Genomic DNA, 25,372 nt, shown 5'->3' with positions numbered 1-25,372 from the left:
ATTTCCATGCCTGCCGTACCCATGCCGCATCCCGTCTTCCATCCCCTGGCGCATGCCGCCCGCCTGGCCCTGCTGGGCATGGCATTGGCCGCAGGCGCCGGGCAGGCGGCCGAACCGGCCCCCGCAGCCCAGACCTACCAGATTGCGCCCGGGCCGCTGGGCCGCACGCTGGCTGGCGTGGCCACGGCGGCGGGCATTTCGCTGTCCTTCGATCCTGCGCTGACCGAAGGGCTGACCAGCCCGGCCCTGTCCGGCCACTACGCGCCGCAGCAGGCGCTGCAGCGCCTGCTGGCCGGCAGCGGGCTGGACATGGTGGCGCGCAGCGATGGCAGCTACACGCTGCGCAGGCAGGCCGCACCGGCCGGCGCTGGCGCCGGTTCCACCACGGTCCTGAACGAAGTGCAGGTGACGGCCCGCGCCGAGCGCAGCGCCACCAGCGAAGGCACGGGCAGCTACGCGGCCCGCGCGGTCACGGTGGGCAAGGGCGAGCAGGCGATCAAGGACATCCCCCAGTCCATCAGCGTGATCACGCGCCAGCGCATGGACGACCAGAACCTCCACACCGTGGACGACGTGCTGGCCAGCACCACGGGCATCACCATGTACGACAGCCCCATGGGCGGGCGCTATATCTACTCGCGCGGCTTCCGCGTGGACACCTACCAGTTCGATGGCGTGAACCGCGCCTTCTACTATCCGCAGGCCGACAACTTCACCAGCAACGCCGCCACGCTGGACCGCGTGGAAGTGGTGCGCGGTGCCACGGGGCTGCTGCAGGGGGCGGGCTCTCCCAGCGCGGCCATCAACATGGTGCGCAAGCGCCCCCTGGCAGAGCGCCAGCTGGAGGTATCGGCCAGTGCGGGCTCCTGGAACAACCTGCGTAGCGAGATCGATGCCACGGGCCCGCTCAACGAGGCCGGCACGCTGCGCGGGCGCGTGGTCGCCAGCCTCAACAGCCGCGACTATTTCTACGACGTGGCCAGCAGCCGCACCGGCGTGCTCTACGGCGTGCTGGAGTACGACCTCAGCTCCCAGACCCGGCTGACGGTGGGCGCCACCCACGAGCGGCTGCGCTCCACGCCGTTCTTCCAGGGCCTGCCGCGCTATGCCGACGGGGCGGACCTGCGGCTGCCGCGCTCCACCTTCCTGGGCGCGGACTGGAACCGCTGGGACAGCGAGCAGACATCGCTGTTTGCCGAGCTGCAGCATCGCTTCAACGCGGACTGGACCGTCAAGGCCACGGCGGGCTACACCCGGGAAAAGCACGACATGAAGTACGCCTTCGCCCTGGGGGCCATCCATCCCGCCACGCTGGCGGGCAACGAGATGTATGCCGGCCTGTTCGATGTCACCACCGACAACAAGACCCTGGACGTGGCGGTGGACGGCAAATTCGACGCCTTCGGCCGCCGGCATTCGCTGAGCTTTGGCGCCAACACGGGCCGCATGGTCAACGACAGCGACTATTCGCTGATCCGCATGGGCCTGCCCAACAACGTGTTCGACCCGAGCGCCGCCATCCGCGAGCCGTCCCGCGCGGAATTCCTGGCCAACCGCTATCGTGGCGATGAAAGCCGCACCCGCATGACCCAGTCCGGCGCCTACGGCGTGGCGCGGCTGGGCCTCACCGATGCGCTGACCCTGATCGGCGGCGCCCGCGTCACCCGCTTCACGGGCAGCAGCAACTACCGCAACACGGGCGAGGCCTACAACGACCCGTACAAGGAAAGCGGCGTCATCACGCCCTATGGCGGCCTGGTCTATGCGCTCAATGACCAGTGGTCGGCCTATGCCAGCTACTCCGACATCTTCCAGGCCCAGAACGCCGTGACGGCGGCCGGCGACCTGCTGGCTCCCATCAAGGGGCGCAATCTGGAAGTGGGCATGAAGGGCGAATTGCTGGACGGCAGGGTGAACGCAGCCGTGGCCCTGTTCCGCATCGACCAGAAGAACCGCGCCGAAGAGGACCTGGTCAACCCCTGCTCGGCCAGCACCTACTGCTATGTCTCCGTGGGCAAGGTCCGAAGCCAGGGGCTGGATGCCGAGATCAGCGGCGAGGTGGCGCGCGGCTGGCAGCTGTTTGCCGGCTACACCTTCAGCCATTTCAAGTACCTGGACAACACCTCCAATGCCGGCGTGGAGTTCGCCAGCACCTACACGCCCAAGCACATGCTGCGTGTCTGGAGCGACTACCGCCTGCCGGGCGAATGGAGCGCCTGGAACGTGGGCGGAGGCGTCAACTTCCAGACCGCCAGCTCGCGCGCGGTGGGCGCCATCACCGATGTGCAGCCAGCCTATGCCGTGTGGTCTGCCCGCCTGGGCTACCGGATCGACCGCAACTGGTCCGTGGCACTGAGCGTGGCCAACCTGTTCGACAAGACCTACTACCAGACCATAGGCGCGCCGGCCTGGGGCAATGTCTACGGCGCACCGCGCAGCGCGACGCTCACCCTGCGCGGCAAGTTCTGAAACACGGCCAGGAGGAACGGACTGCAGCAGCATGCGGGAGAGCTGGGCCGCAAGAAGGTCGCAGTTGCCTATAATTGAGAATTATTCTCAATCTCGGGTCGCCGCGTGTCCAGCCCATCGCCTTCCTTGTCCGCCCATGTCGAATCCCTGTACCTGGCCCACCACGGCTGGCTGCAGGGCTGGCTGCGCAAGAAGGTGGGCAATGCCTTCGACGCGGCCGATCTGGCGCAGAGCACCTTCCTCAAGGTGCTGGGCGCCAAGGGGCTGGACCAGCTCCAGGAGCCGCGCGCCTACCTGACCACCATTGCGCGCAACCTGCTGATCAACCAGGTGCGGCGCCGCGCCATCGAGCAGGCCTATCTCGATGCCCTGGCCGCCATGCCCGAGCCCATGGCGCCGCCGCCCGAGGTCCGGCTCATGGTGCTGGAGACCCTGGTGGAGATAGACCGGCGCCTGGGCCGCCTGCCCGCGCTGGCCAAGCAGGCCTTCCTGCTGGCCCAGCTCGAAGGGCTCGGCCATGGCGAGATCGCGGCCGAGCTGGGGATTTCCGTCTCCACCGTCAAGCGGCATCTGGCCAAGGCGGCCATGCGCTGCTTCTTCCCGGAGTAGTCGGCATGCAGGCGTTCCCTTCCGCTTCTTCCCCCATTTCTGCCGAAGTGGCCCGCCAGGCCGTGCAATGGTGGCTGCAACTGAACTCCGGCCAGGCCCAGGCCCGGCAGCACGATGGCCTGCAGCGCTGGCGTGCGGCCAGCCCCGAGCATGAGGCCGCCTGGCAGCGCATCGAATCCATGGGCAGCCAGATGGCCGGCATCCCCATGCCGCTGGCGCGTGCCGCATTGGCCGCACCCGGCTCGGCCGGCAGGCGCCGTGCGGTGCAGGCGCTGGCCGTGCTGCTGGTCTCGGGCGCAGGCTCCGCGGCCGTCGTGCGCTCGCAGGCCTGGCGCGGCTGGACGGCCGACCAGGTGGCTGCCGTAGGCGAGCAGCGCCGGCTGCCGCTGCCCGATGGCGGCAGCGTGGTGCTCAACACCGGCAGCGCCCTCAACCTGCGCTACGGCGCGGCCGAGCGCGTGCTGGAGCTGGTGCGTGGCGAAATCCTCGTGCAGACCGCGCCGGACAGCCTGCACCGGCCCTTCATCGTGCAGACCGCCATGGGCGCCGTCCAGGCCCTGGGCACGCGCTTCACGGTGCGCGAGCGCGAGCCCGGCATCGAAGTGGGCGTGCTGCAAGGCGCCGTGCAACTGCGGCCCGCGCATGCCCCGCATGCCGCGCAGCGCGTCGATGCGGGAGAGCAGGGCACGTTCACGGCCCAGCAGGCCGTGCACTCCGGCGCGCTGGACACGGCGGCCAGCGCCTGGGCCGAAGGCATGCTGGTGGCCTCGCGCATGCGGCTGGAGGATTTCCTGGCCGAGCTGGGCCGCTACCGGCGCGGGCGCCTGGGCTGCGACCCGGCCGTGGCCGGCCTGCACGTCTCCGGCGCCTATCCGCTGGCCGATACCGACCGCGTGCTGGCCGCGCTGACCTCGTCGCTGCCCGTGGAAATCCAATCCTTCTCGCGCTACTGGGTGATGGTGCGGCCTGCGGCGCCGCACAAGGCATGAAGGCCTTCGCCTCTCTTTTGAAAAAAATTTGAGCTGATTTGCCGGCGATGGCTGTCAACAGAGACAGGAGCGCACCGCAGCGTGCGCCAACGCTTCTCTACAACCATTGCAACAAGGCCTTTCCATGCGCCCTCAGACCATGCGCCAGAACTCCATGCGGCAGGCTGCCGCCCCCACTGTCCGCCCATCCCAGGCGGCCCCGGCGTTGCGGCCCGTGGCGCTGGCGCTGCAGGTGCTGTGCGCGGGCACGCTGGCGGGGCTGGCCGCCGCAGGCGCCCTGGCTCCGGCACAGGCCTGGGCGCAGCCGGCTGCCGGTGCTTCGCAGCAACGCCAGTACGACATTGCCGCCGGCCCGCTGGAAAGCGTGCTCAACCAGCTCGGGCGCGAGGCCGGCGTGCTGGTCACCTTCGGCTCGGCCGTCACCGAAGGCTTGCGCAGCGGCGGTGTGAGCGGGCGCTTCACCGTGGAGCAGGCGCTGGACCGCGCCTTGCTGGGCACGCCGCTGGCGGCCGTGCGCTCGGCCGGTGGCGGCTACACCTTGCGCGAGATGCCCGTGGTGCCGGCCACCTCCGGCGCGGCGGGTGCTGCGGGTGCGGCAGGCGCGCCGTCCTCCCAGACACTCAGGACCGTGCTGGTCACGGCCTCGGCCCAGGCCAGCCCCACCACCGAAGGCTCGGGCTCCTACACCACGCCGGCCACGGCGGCGGCCACGGGCCTGAGCCTGTCGCTGCGCGACACGCCGCAGTCCGTCAGCGTGCTCACGCGCCAGCAGATTGAGGACCAGGGCCTGCTCTCGCTCAACGACGCCATGCGCAGCGTCACCGGCATCCATGTCGTCAGCTCGGACAGCGACCGCTCGGACTTCTACTCGCGCGGCTTCTACGTGGACAACCTGCAGTACGACGGCGTGCCCACCTCCATCGGCCTGTCGTTCTACGGCGAATCGGGCAACGACACCACCATCTATGACCGCGTCGAAGTGGTGCGCGGCGCCACGGGCCTGCTCACGGGCGCGGGCAATCCGTCGGCCTCCATCAACATGGTGCGCAAGCACGCCAACAGCAAGGTGTTCACGGGCTCGGCCTCGGCCAGCGTGGGCTCGTGGAACCACCATCGCGGCACGGTGGACCTGTCCATGCCGCTGACGCAGGACGGCCGCATCCGCGCACGCGTCGCAGGCATGGCCGAAGAACGCGACTCCCATGTGGATCTCTACCACGCGCGCAAGCAGGTCTTCTACGGCGTGATCGATGCCGACCTCACGCCCGACACCACGCTCAGCGTGGGCGCCGACTACCAGGCCAACCGGCCCACCGGCTCGACCTGGGGCGGCCTGCCGCTGGTCTTCACGAACGGCATGCCGGCCGACTGGAGCACCTCCAAGACCACGGCCGCCAACTGGACGCGCTGGAACAGCACCAACAAAAGCATCTTCGCCAACCTGCAGCACCGCTTCGGCAACGACTGGAAGCTCAAGGCCAACTTCGTGCACCGTGACAGCGCCTACGACGCCAAGCTGCTGTACCTCATGCGCCAGCCCGACATCACCACCGGCCTGGGCATGGCGGCCCTGCCCAACTACTCCGAATACAGCTTCCAGCAAAACAGCGCCGACCTGCAGGTGACGGGCGGCTGGGAACTGGGCGGGCGCCGCCATGAGGCCGTGGTCGGCCTGACCAGCAGCCGTGCCCGCGAGCACAAGGCCGGCCATGCGCGCACCAGCCCCCTGCAGGACGTGGGCAACTACTACCAATGGGACGGCTCCTATGCCGAGCCCACCTGGGGGCCGCTGACCACCAGCAGCCTGGACCACACGCGCCAGGACGCGCTGTACGGCGCGCTGCGCCTGTCGCTGGCCGATCCGGTCAAGCTCATCGTGGGCGGGCGCCAGAGCAGCTGGAAGGTGCGCAGCCTGAGCGAGAACCGCTCGCACGATGTCTTCATCCCCTATGCCGGCGTCGTCCTGGACCTGAGCGAAGGCTTCTCGGCCTATGCCAGCTACACCGACATCTTCCAGCCCCAGAACTACCGCGACCGCGGCGGCAGCTACCTGGACCCCGTGGCGGGCAAGAGCTTCGAGATCGGCATCAAGGGCGAGCACCTGGACGGCAGGCTCAACAGCTCCCTGTCCGTCTTCCGCATCCAGCAGGACAACGTGGCCCAGCTGGACGAAGGCCAGGTCGTGCCCGGCACCACCGACTTCGCCTACTACGGCGCCAAGGGCGTGACCAGCAAGGGCTTCGAGGCCCAGGTCTCGGGCGAGCTGGCCACAGGCTGGAACCTGTCGGCCGGCATTGCCCACACCGTCGCGCGTGACGCCCAGGGCCTGTCCATCAACGCCTGGGCGCCCAAGACCCAGGCCCAGCTGTTCACTTCCTACCGCCTGCCCGGTGGATGGAATCAGCTCACCGTGGGCGGCGGCCTGCAATGGCAAAGCCGCACCCGCGCCAGCGTCTTCGTGGCGGGCAATGACCTGGTCTTCGAGCAGAAATCCTTCGCCACCGCCAGCCTCATGGCGCGCTATGCCTTCAGCCCCAGGCTTTCGCTGCAGCTGAACCTGAACAACCTCTTCAACAAGAAGTACTACGTCAACATCGACGGCCAGGGCCAGTTCGGCACGCCGCGCCAGGCCATGGCGGTGCTGAACTACAAGTGGTGAAGCTTTCCCTGTGAGGATGGGGTGGAGTTGGCGCGGCAGCAGCCGAGGACGGCGGTGCAGGCTGCTGGCGCCCGTTGCGGAGCCAGCGGCCTTGCAGAGCCATTGCGGGGTAGGCGGCGGATGGGGGCTACACCACGCGCCGGGCCTCCACCTTCACATGGCCGGCCAGCAGGTCGGCACTGTCCCGGATGGCGCGCAGCGCATGGGCCAGGGCCTGCTGGCTGTGGTGCTCCTGCGGTGCATGCACTGCCGCCAGGGCCAGTTGCGCCAGGGCCGAGATCTCGGTGCAGTTTTCCTGCACGCTGCTGTGGATCTCGGTGATGGCGCTGGTCAACTGGTGCAGGCTGGGGGGCTGTGTTCTGGGGGTGTCCTTGTCCATGGCCATGCCTCAGTCCTGCGGGCGCACCGGCTCATGGGTGCGGCATTCGAGCAGGTGCGCCATGGCTTTGGCGGCTGCCTCGGCCGCTTCAGCGCGGCGCATCTCGGCCGCGTCTTCAAACCCGCAGCCCATGGCCTGGGCCTCGGTCCCTGCGTAGTCGGCCAGCGTCTCGGCGCTGTCGCGGATGCTTTGCAGGGCGCGGGCCACCACGTCCATGTGGCGATGGCCCTTGGGGGTCTCCAGCCATGCCAGGGCGAGCTGGGCGATGGAGGAAATCTCTGCACAGCCTTGCTGCACTAGATGGTCCACCTGGGTGAGGGCGTTGGACAGCTGCCGGGTGCTGTGGCTGTCCGTGGCGGATTTGGGCTGGGCGGGGTTCATGCCTGGGCCCTCCGTGTGGAAGGGGCGGCGCCAAAAGAGGGCGCGCAGGCGAGTGCCAGAGAAACGGCAGTCATGTTTCCGTGCTCCTTACTGAGACTGAAACCACCGACTCCGCGTTTTGAAGCACGAAACAGGTGGACGGGATGTTCAAAACACACAGCAAGATGTGCGGACGCCCTTACGGGTAGCCCCATCCCGCCCGAAACCGCAGGGGCGTGGACGAGCGTCCACAGCCCGGAATCCAGACGTGATAAGGCCTCGCTTTCGGGGAGGCAGCACCGCTTACTAAATGGGTGTTTTGAAGCACCGGCCCCGTGACAGGGGGCTGGTGCGGATGATAGCGCGTGCGGCGTGCGCAAAGTCGCTTTGCGGCCCGTTGCACCTTGCCATCTCGCCGTTTCAGGAATGGCCCAGGGACCGCTGAAAGAGCCCGGCATGCGTTGCGTTCATTGAGAATGATTCTTCTTTGCGCGGTTATGATCCAGCCCCATGGATTTGTCCGCCTCCTTCACCGCACTCCGCGTGCAGGGTGAGCGCCAGCCCCATGCCGGCCTGCGGGCGGGCACAGCAACACCGGGCGTAGGCCGGCAACCACCCAGGCCGCTGTCCATTGCGGCTGGCCTTTTTTTCAATCTCGTTTGTCATGTATCAGGAGGGCCGTCACGGCCATTGCTTTCGGCATTTGCATTGCCGCTTTTCTGAACAACCCACTACATGTCCCTCTCCCATTCCGGCCAATCCGGCCAATCCGGCCAATCCGGCCAATCCGGCCATTCCGCCAAACCCACCCATCCGGGCCTGCTTGTCCTGTCCCGCCTGCTGGCCGCCGTCTTCGGCGGCTATGCGCTGGCCAGTGCGCTGGCGGCCTTCCTGGCCGCTGCGCTGCCCGGCGCGCGTGTCGATGCCGTGATCGCCGGCATGCAGTGGAGCTTTGCGCTGCACGCGCTGGCGGTGATCTGGGCGTTCTCGCCGGTTTCGGCGGGCCGGGTCTGGCTGGGGTTGCTGGTGCCTGCGGCGCTGATGGGCGGCGCCGCGCTGCTGTTGGCGCGCAATGGCGCGGGAGGCTGAGATGGCAAAGGCGCAGATCAGCAAGGTCCCCGGCAGCGGCGCTGCCACGGGCGGTTTCCGCCAGGCCCAGGCCTGGCTGCATACCTGGTGCGGGCTGTGGTTTTCGTGGCTGCTGTTCGCGGTGTTCCTCACGGGTTCGCTGGCCGTGTTCCAGGAAGCCATCACGCACTGGATGACGCCCGAGCACCATGCCGAGGAGGCGGCCGAGGCGGCCGAGGCGGCAGCGCGCGCCGCCGCGCCGGCCGGGCAGGGTGCGGACCTGGGACAGCGCCTGGCCTGGGGCGCGGCCTACATGCAAAAGCACCACCAGGGCGCGCAGATGTGGGAGATCTGGCCGTCCGACGACAAGGGCGGTGGCGACCTGCGTGTCTACTGGTTCGACGCCAACCGCCAGTACGCCGATGCCGAGCTGGACACCGCCACGGGCGAGGAAATGGGGGCCGGCCACGGCCACGGCGCCGCGCGCGCCACCATGGGCGGCAACCATTTCGTGGACTTCCACTATGAACTGCATGCAGGGCAGGTGGGGCTGTGGGTGATAGGCATTGCCGCCATGGCCATGCTGGTGGCCCTGGTCAGCGGCGTGATCACGCACAAGCGCATCTTCAAGGACTTCTTCACCTTTCGCGCACACAAGGGCCAGCGCAGCTGGCTGGACGCGCACAACGCCGTGGCGGTGCTGACGCTGCCCTTCCAGTTCATGATTGCCTATACCGGCATCGCCATCTCCAGCCTGAGCTTCATGCCCGTTGGCGTCTGGACGGTCTATGGCACGGACCAGGCCGCCCGCACGGCCTTCATCGCCGACATGAACGAGGCCGGGCCGCCCGCGCTGTCCGGCAAGCCCCTGGCGGTGCCCGATCTGGAGCCCTTTGCACGGCGCGGCCAGGAGCTGATGGGCCAGGCGGTGCGCGCGGTGGTCATCGACCATCCCGGCGATGCCTCGGCACGCATCGGCGTCTACGGCTGGAACAGCGATGACCGTGCGCATCAGCGCCTGAGCCCCAATTCGGGCATGGCCATGTTCTCGGCCGCCACGGGCGAGGTGCTGCAGGTACGCCTGCCCGGCGGCGCCGACGGCGGCACCCCCTCGCTGGCCCAGGCGGTCATGGGCGGGCTGCACATGGTCAAGTTCGGCGGGCTGGCCATGAAGTGGCTGTACTTCCTGTGCGGCCTGGCGGGCGCGGCCATGATGGCCACGGGCGCCATCCTCTTCATGGTCAAGCGCCGCAGCCGCCACCAGGGCGAGTTCGGCAGCGCCACGGCGCGCGTGTACCGGCTCATCGAGGGCCTGAACGTGGCGGCCATCGCCGGGCTGGGCCTGGGCTGCATCGGCTACCTGTGGGCCAACCGCCTGGTGCCCGTGGGCCTGGCGCACCGCGCTGACTGGGAGCTGGCCGTGTTCTTCGGGCTGTGGGGCCTGGCGCTGGTGCATGCGCTGGCCTGCGCGCCAGCCACGGCCTGGCGCCAGCAGATGGGCCTGCTGGCCATGCTGTGCCTGCTGCTGCCGCTGCTCAACTGGATCACCGTGGGCGAGCCGCTGTCGGCCCACATGCTGGAGGGCGACTGGGAAAGCGCCGGGGTGGAGCTGTTCTGCCTGGCCACGGGGCTGGCGGCCGCCTGGGCCTGGCGCTGGCTGGCGCGGCGCGGCGAGGGTGCCGCCACCAGGCAAAAGGCGGCCAAGGGGCAGGCCGCCGTAGCCGGCCCCTCGGAGGTGCAGGCATGAGCACGTTGCACGCATCCCTGGCCGCACTGGCCCTGGCCTTTGCAGGCATGGCGGCCCTGGCCTTTGCCATGGACCGCCACTACGAACAATTGACCGGCGCGCGCGAGCTGCCGGCCCGCCGTGGCCCGCAGTTGCGCGGCCTGGGCACGGCGCTGCTGGCGCTGGCCCTTGTGCCCGTTGTCTCGGGCTGGGGCGGCACGGTGGGCACGGTGGCCTGGCTGGGCTTTGTGTCCGCCGGCGCGCTGATGGCCGTGGCCCTGATCAGCGCCCATGCGCGCTGGGCGGTGCGGCTGGCCTGGTTGGCTGGCGTGCTTGCCGTGGCGGATTTGGCGTGGATTGTTTTCAGTTTCGGCATTACGGGGTTTTTCAGATGAGTTTCCTGCTTTCGTTCCAGTTCGGGGTGTGTGTGATCGGGAGGCAAGCATGACGCGCACGCAGCAACGCTGGAAAGCCATCGCCGTGGCGGTGGTCCTGTTGGCGGCGGCCGGGGGCGCGGCCGCCTGGTGGTCCAGCCGGCCTGCCGTGGCCTACCAGACCGAGACCGTGGCGCGCACCGATATCGAGTCCACCGTCACGGCCATCGGCACGCTGCAGCCGCGCCGCTATGTGGACGTGGGCGCCCAGGTGTCGGGCCAGGTCACCCGGCTGCGCGTGGAGCCCGGCGCCCAGGTGGAGAAGGGCGCGCTGCTGGTGGAGATCGACCCCAGCGTGCAGCGCGCCACGGTGGATGCGGGGCGTGCCTCGCTGGCCGGCCTGCGCGCCCAGCTGGCCGAGCAGCAGGCGCTGCGCAAGCTGGCCGAGCAGCAGCTCGCGCGCCAGCGCCAGCTGGCCCGCGACGGGGCCACGCGCGAGGAAGACCTGCAGACCGCAGAAGCCAACCTGGCCGCAGCTGGCGCCCGCATGGAGCATCTGAAGGCCCAGATCGACCAGACCCAGGCCACGCTCAAGGCCGACGAGGCGCGCCTGGGCTATACGCGCATCTACGCGCCCATGGCGGGCACCGTGGTGTCGGTGGAGGCGCGCGAGGGCCAGACGCTGAACGCCACCTACCAGACGCCCAACATCCTGCGCATTGCCGACCTGTCGGCCATGACGGTGTGGACCGAAGTGTCCGAGGCCGACGTGCGCCGCGTGCGCGACGACATGCCGGTGTACTTCACCACGCTGGGCGGCGCCGACCAGGCCAGGCCCCGGCGCTGGTCCAGCAAGGTGCGCCAGGTGCTGCCCTCGCCCTCTACCAGCCAGACGCCGGCCGGCGGCAATGCGGGCCAGGCGCCTGCGCCCGCCACCAAGGCCGTGGCCTATACCGTGCTGTTCGATGTGGACAACGAGGACGCCGAGCTGATGCCCCAGATGACGGCCCAGGTGGTCTTCGTCACCGGCCAGGCCGCGCAGGCACTCACCGTGCCGCTGATGGCCGTGGCCGACAAGGCGGGAACGACTGGCAAGGCGGAAAAGGCAGAGAAGGCAGGCAGCACGCAGACCGTGCGCGTGCTGGACGCCAAGGGTCAGCCCGAGCAGCGCACCGTGCGCCTGGGCGTGCGCAGCCGCCACCAGGCCGAGGTGCTGGAGGGCCTGCAGGAAGGCGAGCGCGTCATCGTCGGCGAGACGCCTCTGGACCGTGGCCCGCGGTGGCTGCAATGGTGATGGCGCAGGGCATGCAGGCCGGCGCGCCGCTGGCCGGACCGCTGATAGAGCTGCGCGGCATCACCAAGCACTACGGCGGCGGCGACAGCGGCCAGCCCGCCGTCACCGTGCTGCACGGCATCGACCTGGAGATTCGCGCGGGCGAGTTCGTGGCCGTGGTGGGCAGCTCGGGCTCGGGCAAGTCCACGCTGATGAACATCCTGGGCTGCCTGGACCGGCCCAGCGAGGGCAGCTACCACTTCCAGGGCCAGGACGTGGCCACGCTGGACTCGGATGCGCTGGCCTGGCTGCGGCGCGAGGCCTTCGGCTTCGTCTTCCAGGGCTACCACCTGATAGCCAGCGAAAGCGCCAGCGAGAACGTGGAAATGCCCGCCATCTACGCCGGCCTGCCCAAGGAAGAGCGCGTGCGGCGCGCCCGTGCGCTGCTGGAGCGCCTGGGCCTGGGCTCGCGCCTGGGCAACCGGCCCAACCAGCTGTCGGGCGGGCAGCAGCAGCGCGTGTCGATTGCGCGCGCGCTGATGAACGGCGGCCAGATCATCCTGGCCGACGAGCCCACGGGCGCGCTGGACTCGCACAGCGGCGCCGAAGTCATGGCCCTGCTGCGAGAGCTGGCCGATGTGGGCCACACCATCATCCTCATCACCCACGACCGCGCGGTGGCCTCCCAGGCGCGCCGCGTGATCGAGATCAGCGATGGCCGCATCACCAGCGACAGCCGGCGCGACGATGCCGCCAACGCGGTGAATGCGGCAAATGCGGCGAATGCGGCGAATGCGGCGAATGCGGGCGCCGCTGCCCTGCCGCTCACGCCGCAGCGCGGCAGCGTCGGCGCGCCCTGGCTGGCCGAACTGTTCGAGGCCGCGCGCAGCGCCTGGCGCGGCATGCGTATGAACCGCGTGCGCACCAGCCTGACCTTGCTGGGCATCGTCATCGGCGTGGCCTCGGTCATCGTGATGCTGGCCATTGGCGAGGGCGCGCGGCGCAAGGTGGTCGAGCAGATGGGGACCATGGGAACGGCCATCCTCTACATGGGCAGTAAGCCGCCGGCCACGGGCGGGCCGGCCGGGCAGATGACCGAGGAAGACCTGGCCGCCGTGCGCGAGCTGCCCGAGATACGGCGCGTCATGCCCGTGATCGGCGACCCCATCACCGTGCGCTACGGCAAGGCCGACAAGCAGATCTACGTCTTCGCGGCCAGCGAGGAGATGCCCCTGGTGCACCACTGGAAGGTGGCCCAGGGCCGCTACTACACCGAGGCCGAGGACCGCGACCTGGCGCCCCTGGTGGTCCTGGGCCACAAGGCGCACCAGCACTTCTTCCCCGACACGCCCAACCCGCTGGGCCGCCAGCTGATCATCGGCACATCGGCCTTCGAGGTCATCGGCGTGATGAGCGAGCGCGGCGCGGACTCGGGCGCGCAGAACTATGACGACATGGTCTTCATTCCCTACCGCTCGGGCCGGGCGCGCGTCTACCAGTCGCAGACCCAGCCCGACTATGTGGTGATCGAGGCCATGTCCTCCGACGTGGTGCACGAGGCAGAGGAGGCCATGCGCAAGCTGCTGCTGGCGCGCCACGGCGGGCGCGAGGACTTCGGCATCGGCAACGCGGCCGCGCGCATCCAGGCCGAGGCGGCCACGCGCCAGAGCATGGCGGTGATGCTGGGCCTGATTGCCGCCGTCTCCCTTGTGGTGGGCGGCATCGGCGTGATGAACGTGATGCTGATGACGGTGCGCGAGCGCACGCGCGAGATCGGCATCCGCATGGCCACGGGCGCGCGCCAGCGCGACATCCTGCGCCAGTTCCTGACCGAGGCCAGCCTGGTCACCTTCGTGGGCGGCACGGTGGGCCTGCTGGCCGGCCTGGCCGTGGGCGTGGTGCTCATCGTGGCGGGCGTGCCCGTGGTGTTTTCGGTGCGCGCCATGCTGGGCGCCTTTGCCTGCGCCGTGGTGACGGGCCTGGTGTTCGGCTACATGCCTGCCAAGACGGCGGCGCGGCTGGACCCGGTGCGCGCGCTGGCGGGAGAGTGAGATGAAAGACATGAACGACAAGACGCTGGGAAATGCGCGCCTGGGCTGCATCGCCCTGGCCCTGGCTGCGCTGGGCGGTTGCGCCGCGCAGCAGACGATGCCGGACCGGGAGGCGCCTGCGCTGGCCGCTTCGTGGAAGCAGCAGGGCGAAGCCGTCCCTGCCTCTGTTTCACCGCAGTGGTGGCAGGCCTTTGGCAGCGCGGAGCTGGGCGGCGTGGTGCAGGCCGCCCAGGACCAGAGCCTGGACATGGCTGCCGCCATGGCCCGCGTGCGCCAGGCCGAGGCGGCCACGCGCCAGGCAGGCGCGGCGCTGCTGCCCTCGCTCAATGGCGAGCTGCGCGCCCAGCGCATGAACCATGCACAGGTGGCGGGCGGGCAGGCCAGCGTCTACGGCGCTGCGCTGACGGCCTCGTATGAGGTGGACTTCTGGGGCCGCAACCGCGCCACGCGCGATGCGGCGGCGGCGGCCTGGCAGGCCAGCCGGTTTGACCAGGACACGGTGCGCCTCACGGTCACCGCCCAGGTGGCCCATGGCTGGCTGCAGGCCGTGGCGCTGCGCGAGCGCCAGGCCATTGCGGCGCGCAACGTGGCCAATGCCGAGCGGCTGCTGGGCCTGGTGGAGTCCCGCGCGCGCGCAGGCGCCGCCACCCAGCTGGAGCTGGCCCAGCAGCGCGGCCTGGTGGCCAGCCAGCGCCAGGCCCTGGCCACGCTGCGCCGCCAGGGCGAGGATGCCGATGCCACGCTGGCCGTGCTGCTGGGTCAGGCCCGCCGCCCCGCGCTGGCCACGGATTCGCTGCAGGCCCTGCAGCTGCCCGAGATCGGCGCAGGCCTGCCCACGCAGCTGCTGCAGCGCCGCCCTGACATTGCCAGTGCTGAGGCGCAACTGACCGCCGCCAGCGCCAACCTGCAGGCGGCCCGCGCGGCGCTGTGGCCCCGGCTGACCCTCACGGGCAGTGCAGGCACCAGCGCTGGGCGCGCCAGCGACTGGCTGCGCGAGCCGGTCTATTCGCTGCTGGCCGGACTGGCCGGCCCCATCTTCGACGGCGGCCGGCTGGCGGCCGAGCGCGATGGCGCCCAGGCCCGGCGCGAAGAACTGCTGGCCGGCTATTACAAGTCCATCGTCGCGGCCTATGGCGATGTGGACCTGGCGCTCAACGCCGTCCACGGCCTGAAGGCCCAGGCCGAGGCCCAGGCCGAGGTGCTGGCCCAGGCCCGCCAGGCCGTGTCGCTGGCCGAGCTGCGCTACAAGGCCGGGGCGGAAAGCCTGCTGTCCCTGCTGCAGGCCCAGACCACGCTGTACGCGGCCCAGGACGATGCCGTGCTGCAGCGCCTGCTGCAGCTGCAGGCGCGCGTGGCGCTGTACCGGGCGCTGGGCGGGGGATGGGAGGCGCCTGCCATGGGCACTGAAATGCCGGAAAGGCAGGCACAAAAAAGCCAGGAGGCATTGCCACCTGGCTGAGAGGGAAGGGCCAGGGTCGCCACCCGATCCTGCCGGGTGTGCGGCCTCAGGCCTCAGGCTTGAAGCCTGCTCAGCTGCCGCGCGTGATGGGCACGCCGGCATCCTTGCCGTAGGCGCCGTACTTGCCCAGCTCCCACTTGGCGATGGCGTTGCGGTGCACCTCGTCCGGGCCGTCGGCAAAGCGCAGCGTGCGCGCGTGGGCGTAGGCGCTGGCCAGCGGGAAGTCGTCGCTCATGCCGCCGCCGCCGTGCACCTGCATGGCCCAGTCGATGACCTGGCAGGCCATGCTGGGGGCCACCACCTTGATCATGGCGATCTCGCTGCGTGCCACCTTGTTGCCGGCGATGTCCATCAGCCAAGCGGCCTTGAGCGTGAGCAGGCGCGCCATGTCGATGCGGCAGCGTGCCTCGGCGATGCGTTCCTGCGTCACGGTCTGCTGGGCCACGCTCTTGCCGAAGGCGATGCGCGAGCTGGCGCGCTTGCACATCAGCTCCAGCGCGCGCTCGGCCAGGCCGATCAGGCGCATGCAGTGGTGGATGCGGCCGGGGCCAAGGCGGCCCTGGGCGATCTCAAAGCCACGGCCCTCGCCCAGCAGGATGTTGCCCACGGGCACGCGCACGTTCTCGAAGTACATCTCCATGTGGCCGTGCGGCGCATCGTCATAGCCCATGACGTTGAGCGGACGCACGATGCGGATGCCGGGCGCGTCGCCGGGCACGATGATCATGCTTTGCTGCGAGTGCTTGGGCGCATCGGGGTCGGTCTTGCCCATGGTGATGAAGACCTGGCAGCGCGGATCGCCGGCACCCGAGATCCACCACTTGTGGCCGTTGATCACGTACTCGTCGCCCTGGCGCTCGATGCGGGTGCAGATGTTGGTGGCGTCGGAGGAGGCCACCTCGGGCTCGGTCATGGCGAAGGCCGAGCGGATCTTGCCGTCCAGCAGCGGCTTGAGCCAGCGCTCCTTGAGTTCGGTGCTGCCGTAGCGCGCAATGGTCTCCATGTTGCCGGTGTCGGGCGCAGAGCAGTTGAACACCTCGCTGGACCATGGCACGCGGCCCATGATCTCGGCCAGCGGCGCGTATTCCTGGTTGGTCAGGCCGCCGCCCTTGTAGCCAGCGGCCTCGGCGCTGTCCACGGGCAGGAACAGGTTCCACAGGCCTTGCTCCCGGGCCTTGACCTTGAGCTTCTCGATGGTCTGCAGCGGCGTCCAGCGCTTGCCTGCGGCGGTGTTGGCTTCCATCTCGGCGGCATAGTCCTTTTCGCCGGGATAGATGTGCTCGTCCATGAACTTCAGCAGGCGTTCCTGCAGGTCCTTGGTCTTGGGCGAATATTCAAAGTCCATGGATGCGCTCCTTCTCTTGGCTTGTCGCTTGTGGTGGAAACGGGGTGATCGGTGAGTGATGGGGGCGGTCTGGATGGCTCAGCTGCGCTGGGCGAAGGACCAGGCCAGCTCGGCCATGGGCCGGGCGGTGTCGCCGGAGGCCTTGGCCTGGGCGCTGGAGGCCGTGCCGGCCTCCACGCGCTTGGCAATGCCCTGCAGGATGGCCGCGATGCGGAACATGTTGTAGGCCATGTAGAAGTTCCAGTCGGCGCGCAGCGTGTCCACGTCCTTGAGGCCCGTGCGCTCGCAGTAGCGGCGGATGTATTCCTCTTCGCCGGGAATGCCCAGGGCCGCCAGGTCCTTGCCTGCGATGCCCCGGCCCAGCGTGGCGGGGATGTGCCAGCTCATGCAGTGGTAGCTGAAGTCGGCCAGCGGGTGGCCCAGGGTGGACAGCTCCCAGTCCAGCACGGCGATGACGCGCGGCTCGGTGGGGTGGAACATCAGGTTGTCCAGGCGGAAGTCGCCGTGCACGATGGACACGCGCGAGGCATCCAGCGCGCTGGCCGGCATGTGGGCGGGCAGCCACTGCATGAGTTGGTCCATCTCGGGGATGGGCTGGGTGACCGAGGCCACGTACTGCTTGCTCCAGCGGCCGATCTGGCGCTCGAAGTAGTTGCCGCTCTTGCCGTAGTCGGCCAGGCCCTGGGCCGCGAAGTCCACGGTGTGCAGGGCCGAGATCACGCGGTTCATCTCGTCGTAGATGGCGGCGCGCTGGGCCGGCTCCATGCCGGGCAGGGACTGGTCCCAGAGCACGCGGCCTTCCATGCACTCCATGATGTAGAAGGCGCGGCCGATGATGGATTCGTCCTCGCACAGCGCATACATGTGGGGCACGGGCACGTCGGTGCCGGCCAGGCCCTTCATCACGCGGAACTCGCGCTCGATGGCATGGGCCGAGGGCAGCAGCTTGGCCACGGGGCCGGGCTTGGAGCGCATCACGTAGCTGCGTCCCGGGGTGATCAGCTTGTAGGTGGGGTTGGACTGGCCGCCCTTGAACATCTCCACCTGCAGCGGGCCGGCAAAGCCCTGCACATGGCCCTGCATCCAGGCGGTGAGCGCGGGCACGTCGAATGCGTGCTGGTCGGAGACGGCGCGTGTGCCTACGAAATGGTCGAAAGTGCTCATGGGGCAGTCAGTCCTGTGATCGGTTCGAGAATCGGTTCAACAAACGGGAACAGCCGCGCAGCACGGGCGCGGCAAGGCACCGGCCGGCGCGAACGTCCGGTCGGTGCAAGAAAAGGGGAGGGGGCGCGGCGCGGGCCGCGCAGGCTCAGGCGTCGGGCGCGGCGATGCGCAGCAGCGTGTCGCGGTCGCAGACCACCAGGCCGCCCGGCTCGATGCGGATGGCGTTCTCGCGCTCCATGGCCTTGAGTTCCTGGTTCACGCGCTGGCGCGAGGCGCCCAGCAACTGCGCCAGTTCCTCCTGCGCCAGGTGCAGGCCGATGCGGATCTCGCTGCCATCCGACAGGCTGGTCACGCCATAGCTGCGCACCAGGTGCAGCAGCTGCTTGGCCAGGCGCGCGCGCAGCGGCAGGGTGTTGAGGTCCTCGACCAGGCCGTAGAGCTGGCGGATGCGCCGCGCATGCAGGCGCAGCATGGCTTCCGAGAACTCCACATGCATGGACAGGATTTTCTTGAAGTCGGTCTTGGACACGCACAGCAGCGTGGTCTCGCCGTGCGCATAGGCATCGTGCGTGCGCTTGTCCCCATCCAGGATGGCCACGTCGCCGAACCAGATGCCCGGCTCCACGTAGTCCAGCGTGATCTGCTTGCCCGTGATCGAGGTCGAGCTCACGCGCACCGCACCCCGGGCGCAGGCGATCCATTCCTCGGGCGGTTCTCCGCGTGCGCAGATGAGCGTGCCATCTTTGAACCGTTTGACGTAAGCGCATCGAAGAATGTCGTGCCGAAGCGATGGAGAAAGTGATGAAAACCAGCGACCGGAATTGATCGCTTCACGTTCTTCGATGGTAAGAATCGGGTCGTCCATGGCCTGTCTTTTGCGTGACTGATGACGGTCACATTGTCGCGTGTGGGACCGCCGCGGCGCAGCATGCCGCCGGCGGGCCTGTCACTTCGGTGTCTGGGCCTGCCGAAAACGGGGCAGGGCGGCGAAAAAAAGGCGACCCGTCGTGCGTCGGGTCGTCGGCTTTGCAGGGCTTATGGCTCCTCGTGCGTGAGGCTCAGCCCCAGCGCGCCACGGCGGCGCAGCCAGGGGCTGGGGCGGTAGCGCGGATCGCCGTAGACGGTCTGCAGGTTGAACAGAATCTCCAGCATGTTGGTGGGGCCCCAGCGGTCGCCCATGGCCAGCGGGCCCATGGGATAGCCCAGGCCCAGGGTCACGGCCTTTTCCAGGTCGGCCGGGCTGCCGATGCCCTGCTGGCAGATGTCGCTGGCGATGTTGACGATGGAGCCCACCACGCGCTGCGTGACGAAGCCGCCGCTGTCGCGGATCACGCTGACGGCCTTGCCGTCGCTGGCAAAAAGCGCATGGGCGGCATCGCGCATGTCGGTGCGCGTGGCCGGCGTGGTGGCCAGCACGCGGCGGCGCGTGTCGGCGTCGGCCAGCAGCATGTCGATGCCCATGGTGCGCGTGCAGTCCAGCCGCTCCACGGCAGCCACCGTGGTCACGTCCAGGCCCAGCGGCGCCACCAGGATCAAGGCCTGCTCGGTCGGTGCCTGCGCGGTTTCAATGCGCGCGCCCAGGCTCTTGAGCAACTGGTAGATCTCGTTGCGCCGGGCCGCGCGTGCCGACACCCAGACCGGTGGCAGCGTCTGCACCTGCGGCACGGCAGGCTCGGCAGGCTGCTCGGCGCGGCCTTCGGCATAGCGGTAAAAGCCCTGGCCGGTCTTGCGGCCCAGCAGGCCGGCCGCCACGCGCTGCGCGGCAATGGGGCTGGGGCGGTAGCGCGGCTCCTGGTAGTACTGGTGGTAGATGTGCTCCATCACGGCATGGGTGACATCCAGGCCGGTGAGATCCATCAGCTCGAACGGGCCGAGCTTGAAGCCCACCTGCTCGCGCAGGATGCGGTCGATGGTGGCGAAGTCGGCAACGCCTTCCTGCACGATGCGCAGCGCCTCGGTCACATAGCCGCGGCCCAGGTGGTTGACCAGGAAGCCCGGCGTGTCCTGCGCACGCACGGGCGTGTGGCCGAAGCTGCGCGCGAACTGCGCCAGCGTGGCGCAGGTGGCCTCGTCCGTGGCCAGGCCGCGCACGATCTCCACCACCTTCATCAGCGGCGCCGGGTTGAAGAAGTGAAAGCCGGCAAAGCGCTGCGGGTGCTCGAGCGCCGTGGCCAGCGTGGTGATGGACAGGGCCGAGGTATTGCTGGCGATGAGGGTCCCGGACGCAACGATGGCCTCCAGCTCGCGCAGCAGCGCCTGCTTGGCATCCATGCGCTCGACAATGGCCTCGATCACCAGGTCGCAGTTCCTGAACGCATCGAGACCGTCCGCCACCGTCACCCGGGCCTTGCAATCTGCGGCCTGCTCACTTGTTATTTTTTGTTTCTTCTCAAGCAGGTCCCACAGCGCAAACAGCTGTTGCTGCGCTTGCGCGGCAGCGCCCGGGCGAGCGTCCTGCAGCAGCACGCCGGCGCCTGCCTGGGCGGCCAGCTGGGCGATGCCTTGCCCCATGATGCCTGCGCCTATCAATCCGACGTTCCTGATAGGAGAAATGTTGTTTTGGTTCATGTACATAGAGGAGGTGTCCTACAGGTGTCTATGCAAAAATGCAAGCGTTCAAAGAAAGGCTGATGTGAGAATTTGTAGCACCATTCTCGGCGTCGCCCTGTCCTCCATGGCCTGGAACGCGTCCGCATTGTCGTTGGGCAGTCCCCGGGGCAACGTGGTGCTGGGCGCTCCGTTCGACCTGGTGGTGGGCTTGCAGCCCGATAGCGGAAATGACGCCGGCAGCTCCTGCGTGCGCGCCGAGCTGCTGGCCGGTGACAGGCCCATCGAATCCTCGCGTGTGCGCGTCAGCCCGACCACATCGGGCAAGGCCGTTCGTGTGCAGGCCAGCTACACGGTGGACGAGCCCGTGGTGACGCTCAAGCTCTGGGCCGGCTGCGAAGGCGGCGGCATCAGCCGCAGCTACACGCTGCTGGCGCAGCTGCCCGAGTCGGTGGATGCCACGGGCAATCAGCCCATCAATGTGCGGGAGCTGGCGGCAGCCCAGCCGGCGCTGGCGGCCGCGGGCTCCGGTGCTGCAGGTGCAGCGGGGGCAGCGGGTGCCGCTTCCGATCCATCTTCGACTTCCTCCCGCCCGGCCGCTGGCCGCAGCGCCCGGGCCGATTCCAGGCCCGCAGCGGTGCCCGTTGCCAAGGAACCGAAACCCCAGTCCAAGCCAAAGGCACAGCCAAGGCCCCAGGCCAAACCCAAGGCGGCGGCCGAGAAATCCAGGCCGCCCGTGGGCGTGACCGCCCAGGCCCAGGCTGGGCAGTTGCAGGCGGGCCTGCGCATAGAACCGCGCCTGCGCATGGAGCCGGTGGAGGAATGGCTGGGCACGGGCGGCACCCCGGGCGCCGCTGGCGCAGCCGGAACACCCGGGACACCCGAAGGCGGCGCCGCATCTGCGGCTCCCATGTTCGATGCGGGCAGCGAGCAGCTGGCCGAGGCCAACAAGCGCGTGCAGGCGCTGGAGGCCGAAATGGCGGCCTTCAAGAAGCGCGACACCGCCGACCGTGGGCAACTGGCCCAGCTACGGGCCGAACTGGAGGCCATGCGCCAGGAGTCGGGCGGCTCGTCGTGGCTGTTCAATGCGCTGCTGCTGGCGCTGATCGCCGCCGTGGCCGTGATCGCATGGATGGCCTGGAAAATGCGCTCGGGCGCCTCGCTGTTCTCGCGCGAGCCGGATGCCTGGCGGGAATCGGTGGAGCGTTCGTCGCAGGACCCCGTGCCGTCGAGCCCGCCGCATCCGCACGATGACGGGATCAACACCCTGCCGCATTCCCTGGACCCCCATCGGCCCACGCGGCCCATGGCACCCAGCCTGCGTGAACACCGGCCTGCGCCGTCGCCGGATGATCGCCGTGGCCCGGATACCCTGGCCTCGCCCTATGTGCAGCGCGGCGCGCAGATGCGCCCTGGCGTGACGTACGAGCTGCATGAGGACGTGGACCCCGGCGATTTCGGCCCGGCCACCATTCCCGTGCCTGTGTCCGTGCAGGCCGAGCTGCCCGAGCCGGAGGGCGAGAAGACCGCAGCGCGCTCGCCTGCGCCCGAGGCCATCAAGGCCCGGCGCATGGTGCAGCCCGGCGAAATGTTCGACGTGCAGCAGCAGGCGGAATTCTTCATCTCGGTGGGCGAGCACCAGCAGGCCATCGAGCTGCTGCGCTCGCACATCGCCACGCATGAGGATTCCTCGCCGCTGGCCTATCTGGAGCTGCTGCACCTGTACTACACGCTGAGCCGCCGAGACGACTTCGACCAGCTGCGCGCCCGCTTTGCCAAGCATTTCAACGCCCGCGTGCCGGCCATGCCGGGCTTTACCGACAAGGGCAGCAGCCTGCTGCAGGGCTATCCCGAGCAACTGGCACGCATCGAGGCCCTGTGGCCCGTGGACGAAGTCGAAACTTGCCTGGCGCACTACCTGTTCAAGCAGGACGGTGCACCCGACCCCGATGCGCCAGCCCCCTTCGACCTGGCCGCTTTCGATGACCTGCTGCTGCTGCTGTCCATCGCGCGCACCTCGCCCGCCGGAACGCGCGGCGAGCCCGGCCCGCGCGAGCGCACCACGCCGCGCATGGTGGCGGGCACGGCCGCAGCCGGCGCAGCCACGGCCGGCGCAGCCGTCCTCGCATCAGCCTCGGAACCCGCTCCCGCACCGGCCGCCGCTGCCGCCTTCATGGATGTGGATTGGATGGCCGAGCTGCAACCGCCTCCGGTAGAGGCCGCACCGCAGCAGGCTGCCTCTTCCCTGTCGCCGCAGGATCCGGGCCTGGAGTTCACGCCCATGGACACGCAGGCGCTGTCCACGGTCTCCGGTACAGCCGGTGAGAAGGCTGCCGACAGCCGCGCGCCGGACTCCCTGTCCGCGCCGCTGCAGTTCGAAATGCAGCCGCTGGACTTCGACCTGGATCAGGCAGGCCAGCTGCCTGCCGGCCAGGTGCGTGCCGTTCCGCTGAGCGAGACGCCGTCCTTCATCCACGATGCGGCGGCACCGCTGCTGGACATAGACCTCACCGCGCTGGGCGAGGATGAACTGCCCACGGTGGACGTGCCTTCGCGCTTTCCGCCCGTGGTGCTGTCGGCGCCCGGCTCAGGCCCCGTGGGCTTCAGCGAGCACAATCTCAAGGCGCCGCTGAGCATGGATCTGGCGCTGGAGAACTGGGAACTGCAACCGCCCGAAACCCTTCGCGATCACCGCGGCCTGGACGAGCCCTTGAGCCGCTCGGTGGACATGCTGCTGTCGCGCGAGACCGACCCGGCCTTTCGGACCACGCCACAGGCTCCGTCGCCGCAGGGTGAAGGCAAGGAGCCGTCTAAGGACTGAGCCAGGTGCACATGCAAAAAAGGGAGCAGATGCTCCCTTTTTTGATGTGTGGTCCCGCAAAGGCTCAGTCCGCAGCCTGCATGCTTGCGAGCAACTGCTGCGCCGCCGCTTCCGGGTCCTCGGCATTGACCAGCGCCCGCACCACGGCCACCGAGCCCACGCCCGTGGCGCGCACGGCCGGGAACTGGTCGGCCGAGATGCCGCCGATGGCCACCAGCGGATAGCGCTGCATCAGCCGCACATAGGCGCCCAGGCGCGCCAGGCCCTGCGGAGCCGTGGCCATTTTCTTGAGCGTGGTGGGAAAGACGGCGCCCAGCGCGATGTAGCTGGGCTGCACGGCATGGGCGCGCACCATTTCGGCATAGCCATGCGTGCTCACGCCCAGGCGCAGGCCCGAGGCGTGGATGGCCTGCAGGTCGGCGCCGGCCAGCGCGTCCAGGTCTTCCTGGCCCACATGCACGCCATAGGCGCCGGCATCGATGGCCTCGCGCCAGTGGTCGTTGATGAAGAGCAGGGCGCCCGTGCCTTCCACGGCGGCCACGGCGGCGCGCACTTCGCGCGCGATGGCGTCGCGGTCCTCGGACTTGAAGCGCAATTGCACGGTGGGCACACCGGCGCGGGCCATGCGGCCCACCCATTGCGCGTCGGGCAGCACGCCGTACAGGCCCAGGGACCTTGGGCACTCCGGGAAGGCCAGTGCGGGATCGGCGCCCTCCAGGCCGAAGTCGCGCGGATCGTCGGGCCATAGCGTGGCCTCGAAGCGGCCCCTGCGCAGCGTCTGCGCCTGCCAGGCACAGGCCAGCGTCTCGGCGTCGATGGCGATGAAACCCAGGGCGCTGCAGGCCTGCAGCGCCGCAAGATAGGCCGGCTCCTGGCGCTGTGCCTGCGGCACGGGCTGCGAGGGCAGGGCGGAGCCTTCAGGGGCAAAGGTGGCGCCGTGCAGGCGCACGATGGCATCTGCCCAGGACTGGATGGAGTCGTTGCTCATGGCCGGTCTCCTCAGCCGTGGTGCCAGAACGGCGTGCCCAGCACGGGCGTGCTGGGCTGGGCGGCAGACTGCTCGGCCATGGCGCCGGCGCGGTGGGCGGCGTGGCCGGCGTTCACGGCGTCGGCGAAGGCGCCGGCCATGGCGACGGGATCTTCGGACAAGGCCACGGCCGTGTTCAGCAGCACGGCGTCATAGCCCCATTCCATGACCTGGCAGGCGTGCGAGGGGCGGCCCAGGCCCGCATCCACGATCAGAGGCACCTTCAGGCGCTCGCGCAGCGTCTGCATGGCGTAGGGGTTGACGGGGCCGCGGCCCGTGCCGATGGGCGCTGCCCAGGGCATGACGGCCTGGCAGCCCACATCCACCAGGCGCTGGCACAGCACCAGGTCCTCGGTGGTGTAGGGCAGGACCTGGAAGCCGTCCTTGATGAGGATGGAGGCGGCCTCGACCAGGTTCAGCGTGTCGGGCTGCAGGGTGTAGTCGTCGCCGATCAGCTCCAGCTTGATCCAGGGCGTCTCGAAGACTTCGCGCGCCATCTGGGCCGTGGTCACGGCTTCCTGCACGGTCATGCAGCCGGCGGTGTTGGGCAGCACGGGCACGTTGAGCTTTCTGAGCAGTTCCCAGAAGCTGGCGCCGGTCTCGGCGGCATTGCTGCCTTGGCGGCGCAGCGAGGCCGTGACCATGGCAGGGCGCGCGCGCTGCACGGCGGCTTCGAGCACGGCGGGCGAGGGGTAGCGGGAGGTGCCCAGCAGCAGGCGGCTGTCAAAGCGCTGGCCGTACAGGACCAGGCTGTCGTCGGAGGAAGAGGCGGAAGTCGTCATGGCGTGAGGCAATGGGAGAGTCGGATGGGGCATCAGCCGCCGGTCACCGGCGAGATCACTTCGAGGCGGTCGCCGTCGTTCAGCGCCTGCTCGGCATAGCGGGCCTTGGGTACGAAGACGGTATTGATGGCCACGGCAAAGGGCGGGCGCGGCGCAAGCTGGGCCAGCGCGTCGGCCACGGTGGCTCCGTCGCTCAGTTCGGTCGCTTGCTGGTTGATGGTGATGTTCATGGCGGCTGGGGGGAAACGAAAGGCGGGTACGGGGGCTTGT

20 protein-coding genes are annotated in these 25,372 nt (G+C 69.3%); 11 read left to right on the top strand and 9 right to left on the bottom strand.

The window, feature by feature from the left end; genetic code table 11:
• Positions 1–6 precede the first annotated feature (6 nt).
• The 4 genes from HFGMBDPB_RS22440 (at position 7) to HFGMBDPB_RS22425 (ending at position 6,726) form a co-directional block, all read left to right on the top strand.
• Positions 7–2,469, top strand: coding sequence for a TonB-dependent siderophore receptor (locus HFGMBDPB_RS22440; protein WP_212646291.1), 2,463 nt, complete (start codon positions 7–9; stop codon positions 2,467–2,469).
• A 105-nt stretch (positions 2,470–2,574) separates the two neighbouring features.
• Positions 2,575–3,078 (top strand): sigma-70 family RNA polymerase sigma factor, encoded by a 504-nt coding sequence (locus tag HFGMBDPB_RS22435; protein ID WP_502757478.1) that lies wholly within the window; start codon positions 2,575–2,577, stop codon positions 3,076–3,078.
• A 5-nt stretch (positions 3,079–3,083) separates the two neighbouring features.
• Positions 3,084–4,067 carry a FecR domain-containing protein gene (locus HFGMBDPB_RS22430; RefSeq protein ID WP_212646289.1) on the top strand — a complete coding sequence of 328 codons (984 nt, stop codon included), beginning with the start codon at positions 3,084–3,086 and terminating at the stop codon, positions 4,065–4,067.
• Between the two features lie 124 nt (positions 4,068–4,191).
• The gene (locus tag HFGMBDPB_RS22425) at positions 4,192–6,726 is read left to right on the top strand and encodes a TonB-dependent receptor (RefSeq protein WP_212646288.1); all 2,535 of its coding nucleotides are present in this window, start codon (positions 4,192–4,194) and stop codon (positions 6,724–6,726) included.
• A 127-nt stretch (positions 6,727–6,853) separates the two neighbouring features.
• Here HFGMBDPB_RS22425 and HFGMBDPB_RS22420 read toward each other — a convergent pair whose 3' ends face one another.
• Both HFGMBDPB_RS22420 and HFGMBDPB_RS22415 read right to left on the bottom strand, forming a co-directional pair.
• Complete coding sequence (locus tag HFGMBDPB_RS22420) at positions 6,854–7,111, bottom strand: hypothetical protein (protein ID WP_012205115.1); 258 nt, start codon at positions 7,109–7,111, stop codon at positions 6,854–6,856.
• 3 nt (positions 7,112–7,114) lie between these two features.
• Positions 7,115–7,486: a hypothetical protein gene (locus HFGMBDPB_RS22415; RefSeq protein WP_016452934.1), complete on the bottom strand. Its 372-nt coding sequence runs from the start codon at positions 7,484–7,486 to the stop codon at positions 7,115–7,117.
• Positions 7,487–8,200: 714 nt separating this feature from the next.
• On the opposite strand from HFGMBDPB_RS22415, the gene HFGMBDPB_RS22410 reads away from it, so the two are divergent.
• The 6 genes from HFGMBDPB_RS22410 to HFGMBDPB_RS22385 are packed head-to-tail and all read left to right on the top strand — an operon-like array spanning position 8,201 to position 15,416.
• The gene (locus HFGMBDPB_RS22410) at positions 8,201–8,554 is read left to right on the top strand and encodes a DUF3649 domain-containing protein (protein ID WP_016450745.1); all 354 of its coding nucleotides are present in this window, start codon (positions 8,201–8,203) and stop codon (positions 8,552–8,554) included.
• A 1-nt stretch (position 8,555) separates the two neighbouring features.
• Positions 8,556–10,280, top strand: a complete 1,725-nt coding sequence (locus HFGMBDPB_RS22405; RefSeq protein ID WP_212646287.1) for a PepSY-associated TM helix domain-containing protein — start codon at positions 8,556–8,558, stop codon at positions 10,278–10,280.
• Entirely contained in the window at positions 10,277–10,654 is a 378-nt protein-coding gene (locus HFGMBDPB_RS22400) for a DUF3325 domain-containing protein (RefSeq protein ID WP_043791453.1), read from the top strand. The genes HFGMBDPB_RS22405 and HFGMBDPB_RS22400 overlap by 4 nt, the downstream gene beginning before the upstream one ends.
• A gap of 49 nt (positions 10,655–10,703) precedes the next feature.
• Positions 10,704–11,927, top strand: coding sequence for an efflux RND transporter periplasmic adaptor subunit (locus HFGMBDPB_RS22395; RefSeq protein WP_212646286.1), 1,224 nt, complete (start codon positions 10,704–10,706; stop codon positions 11,925–11,927).
• On the top strand, positions 11,927–13,957 hold the full coding sequence (locus HFGMBDPB_RS22390) for an ABC transporter permease (RefSeq protein ID WP_212646285.1): 2,031 nt from the start codon (positions 11,927–11,929) through the stop codon (positions 13,955–13,957). Before HFGMBDPB_RS22395 ends, HFGMBDPB_RS22390 begins: the two co-directional genes overlap by 1 nt.
• 1 nt (position 13,958) lies before the next feature.
• Positions 13,959–15,416 carry an efflux transporter outer membrane subunit gene (locus tag HFGMBDPB_RS22385; protein WP_212646284.1) on the top strand — a complete coding sequence of 486 codons (1,458 nt, stop codon included), beginning with the start codon at positions 13,959–13,961 and terminating at the stop codon, positions 15,414–15,416.
• Between the two features lie 70 nt (positions 15,417–15,486).
• Here HFGMBDPB_RS22385 and HFGMBDPB_RS22380 read toward each other — a convergent pair whose 3' ends face one another.
• From HFGMBDPB_RS22380 to HFGMBDPB_RS22365, 4 genes are all read right to left on the bottom strand, one after another.
• Complete coding sequence (locus HFGMBDPB_RS22380) at positions 15,487–16,761, bottom strand: acyl-CoA dehydrogenase family protein (protein WP_016446718.1); 1,275 nt, start codon at positions 16,759–16,761, stop codon at positions 15,487–15,489.
• Between the two features lie 78 nt (positions 16,762–16,839).
• Entirely contained in the window at positions 16,840–17,925 is a 1,086-nt protein-coding gene (locus HFGMBDPB_RS22375) for a phosphotransferase (RefSeq protein WP_016446719.1), read from the bottom strand.
• Positions 17,926–18,070: 145 nt separating this feature from the next.
• Entirely contained in the window at positions 18,071–18,790 is a 720-nt protein-coding gene (locus HFGMBDPB_RS22370; RefSeq protein ID WP_012205125.1) for a Crp/Fnr family transcriptional regulator, read from the bottom strand.
• A 170-nt stretch (positions 18,791–18,960) separates the two neighbouring features.
• The gene (locus HFGMBDPB_RS22365) at positions 18,961–20,499 is read right to left on the bottom strand and encodes a 3-hydroxyacyl-CoA dehydrogenase (protein ID WP_212646283.1); all 1,539 of its coding nucleotides are present in this window, start codon (positions 20,497–20,499) and stop codon (positions 18,961–18,963) included.
• A gap of 121 nt (positions 20,500–20,620) precedes the next feature.
• Between HFGMBDPB_RS22365 and HFGMBDPB_RS22360 the strand changes: the two genes are divergently transcribed.
• Positions 20,621–23,293, top strand: coding sequence for a type IV pilus assembly protein FimV (locus HFGMBDPB_RS22360; RefSeq protein WP_249343625.1), 2,673 nt, complete (start codon positions 20,621–20,623; stop codon positions 23,291–23,293).
• Between the two features lie 64 nt (positions 23,294–23,357).
• Here HFGMBDPB_RS22360 and thiE read toward each other — a convergent pair whose 3' ends face one another.
• Genes thiE through thiS form a run of 3 tightly spaced genes read right to left on the bottom strand, consistent with a single transcriptional unit; the run spans position 23,358 to position 25,332 of the window.
• Positions 23,358–24,281, bottom strand: a complete 924-nt coding sequence (gene thiE, locus HFGMBDPB_RS22355; RefSeq protein ID WP_209671393.1) for a thiamine phosphate synthase — start codon at positions 24,279–24,281, stop codon at positions 23,358–23,360.
• Positions 24,282–24,292: 11 nt separating this feature from the next.
• Positions 24,293–25,102, bottom strand: a complete 810-nt coding sequence (locus tag HFGMBDPB_RS22350) for a thiazole synthase (RefSeq protein ID WP_016446735.1) — start codon at positions 25,100–25,102, stop codon at positions 24,293–24,295.
• A 32-nt stretch (positions 25,103–25,134) separates the two neighbouring features.
• Positions 25,135–25,332 (bottom strand): sulfur carrier protein ThiS, encoded by a 198-nt coding sequence (gene thiS / locus HFGMBDPB_RS22345; protein ID WP_012205130.1) that lies wholly within the window; start codon positions 25,330–25,332, stop codon positions 25,135–25,137.
• Between the last annotated feature and the right edge of the window lie 40 nt (positions 25,333–25,372).

It is taken from the genome of Delftia sp. PE138 (genome assembly GCF_018320755.1).
In the GTDB taxonomy this organism is placed as follows: domain Bacteria; phylum Pseudomonadota; class Gammaproteobacteria; order Burkholderiales; family Burkholderiaceae_C; genus Comamonas; species Comamonas tsuruhatensis.
Note: the sequence above shows the minus strand (reverse complement) of the source record. Positions and strands in the feature narration are given on the sequence as shown.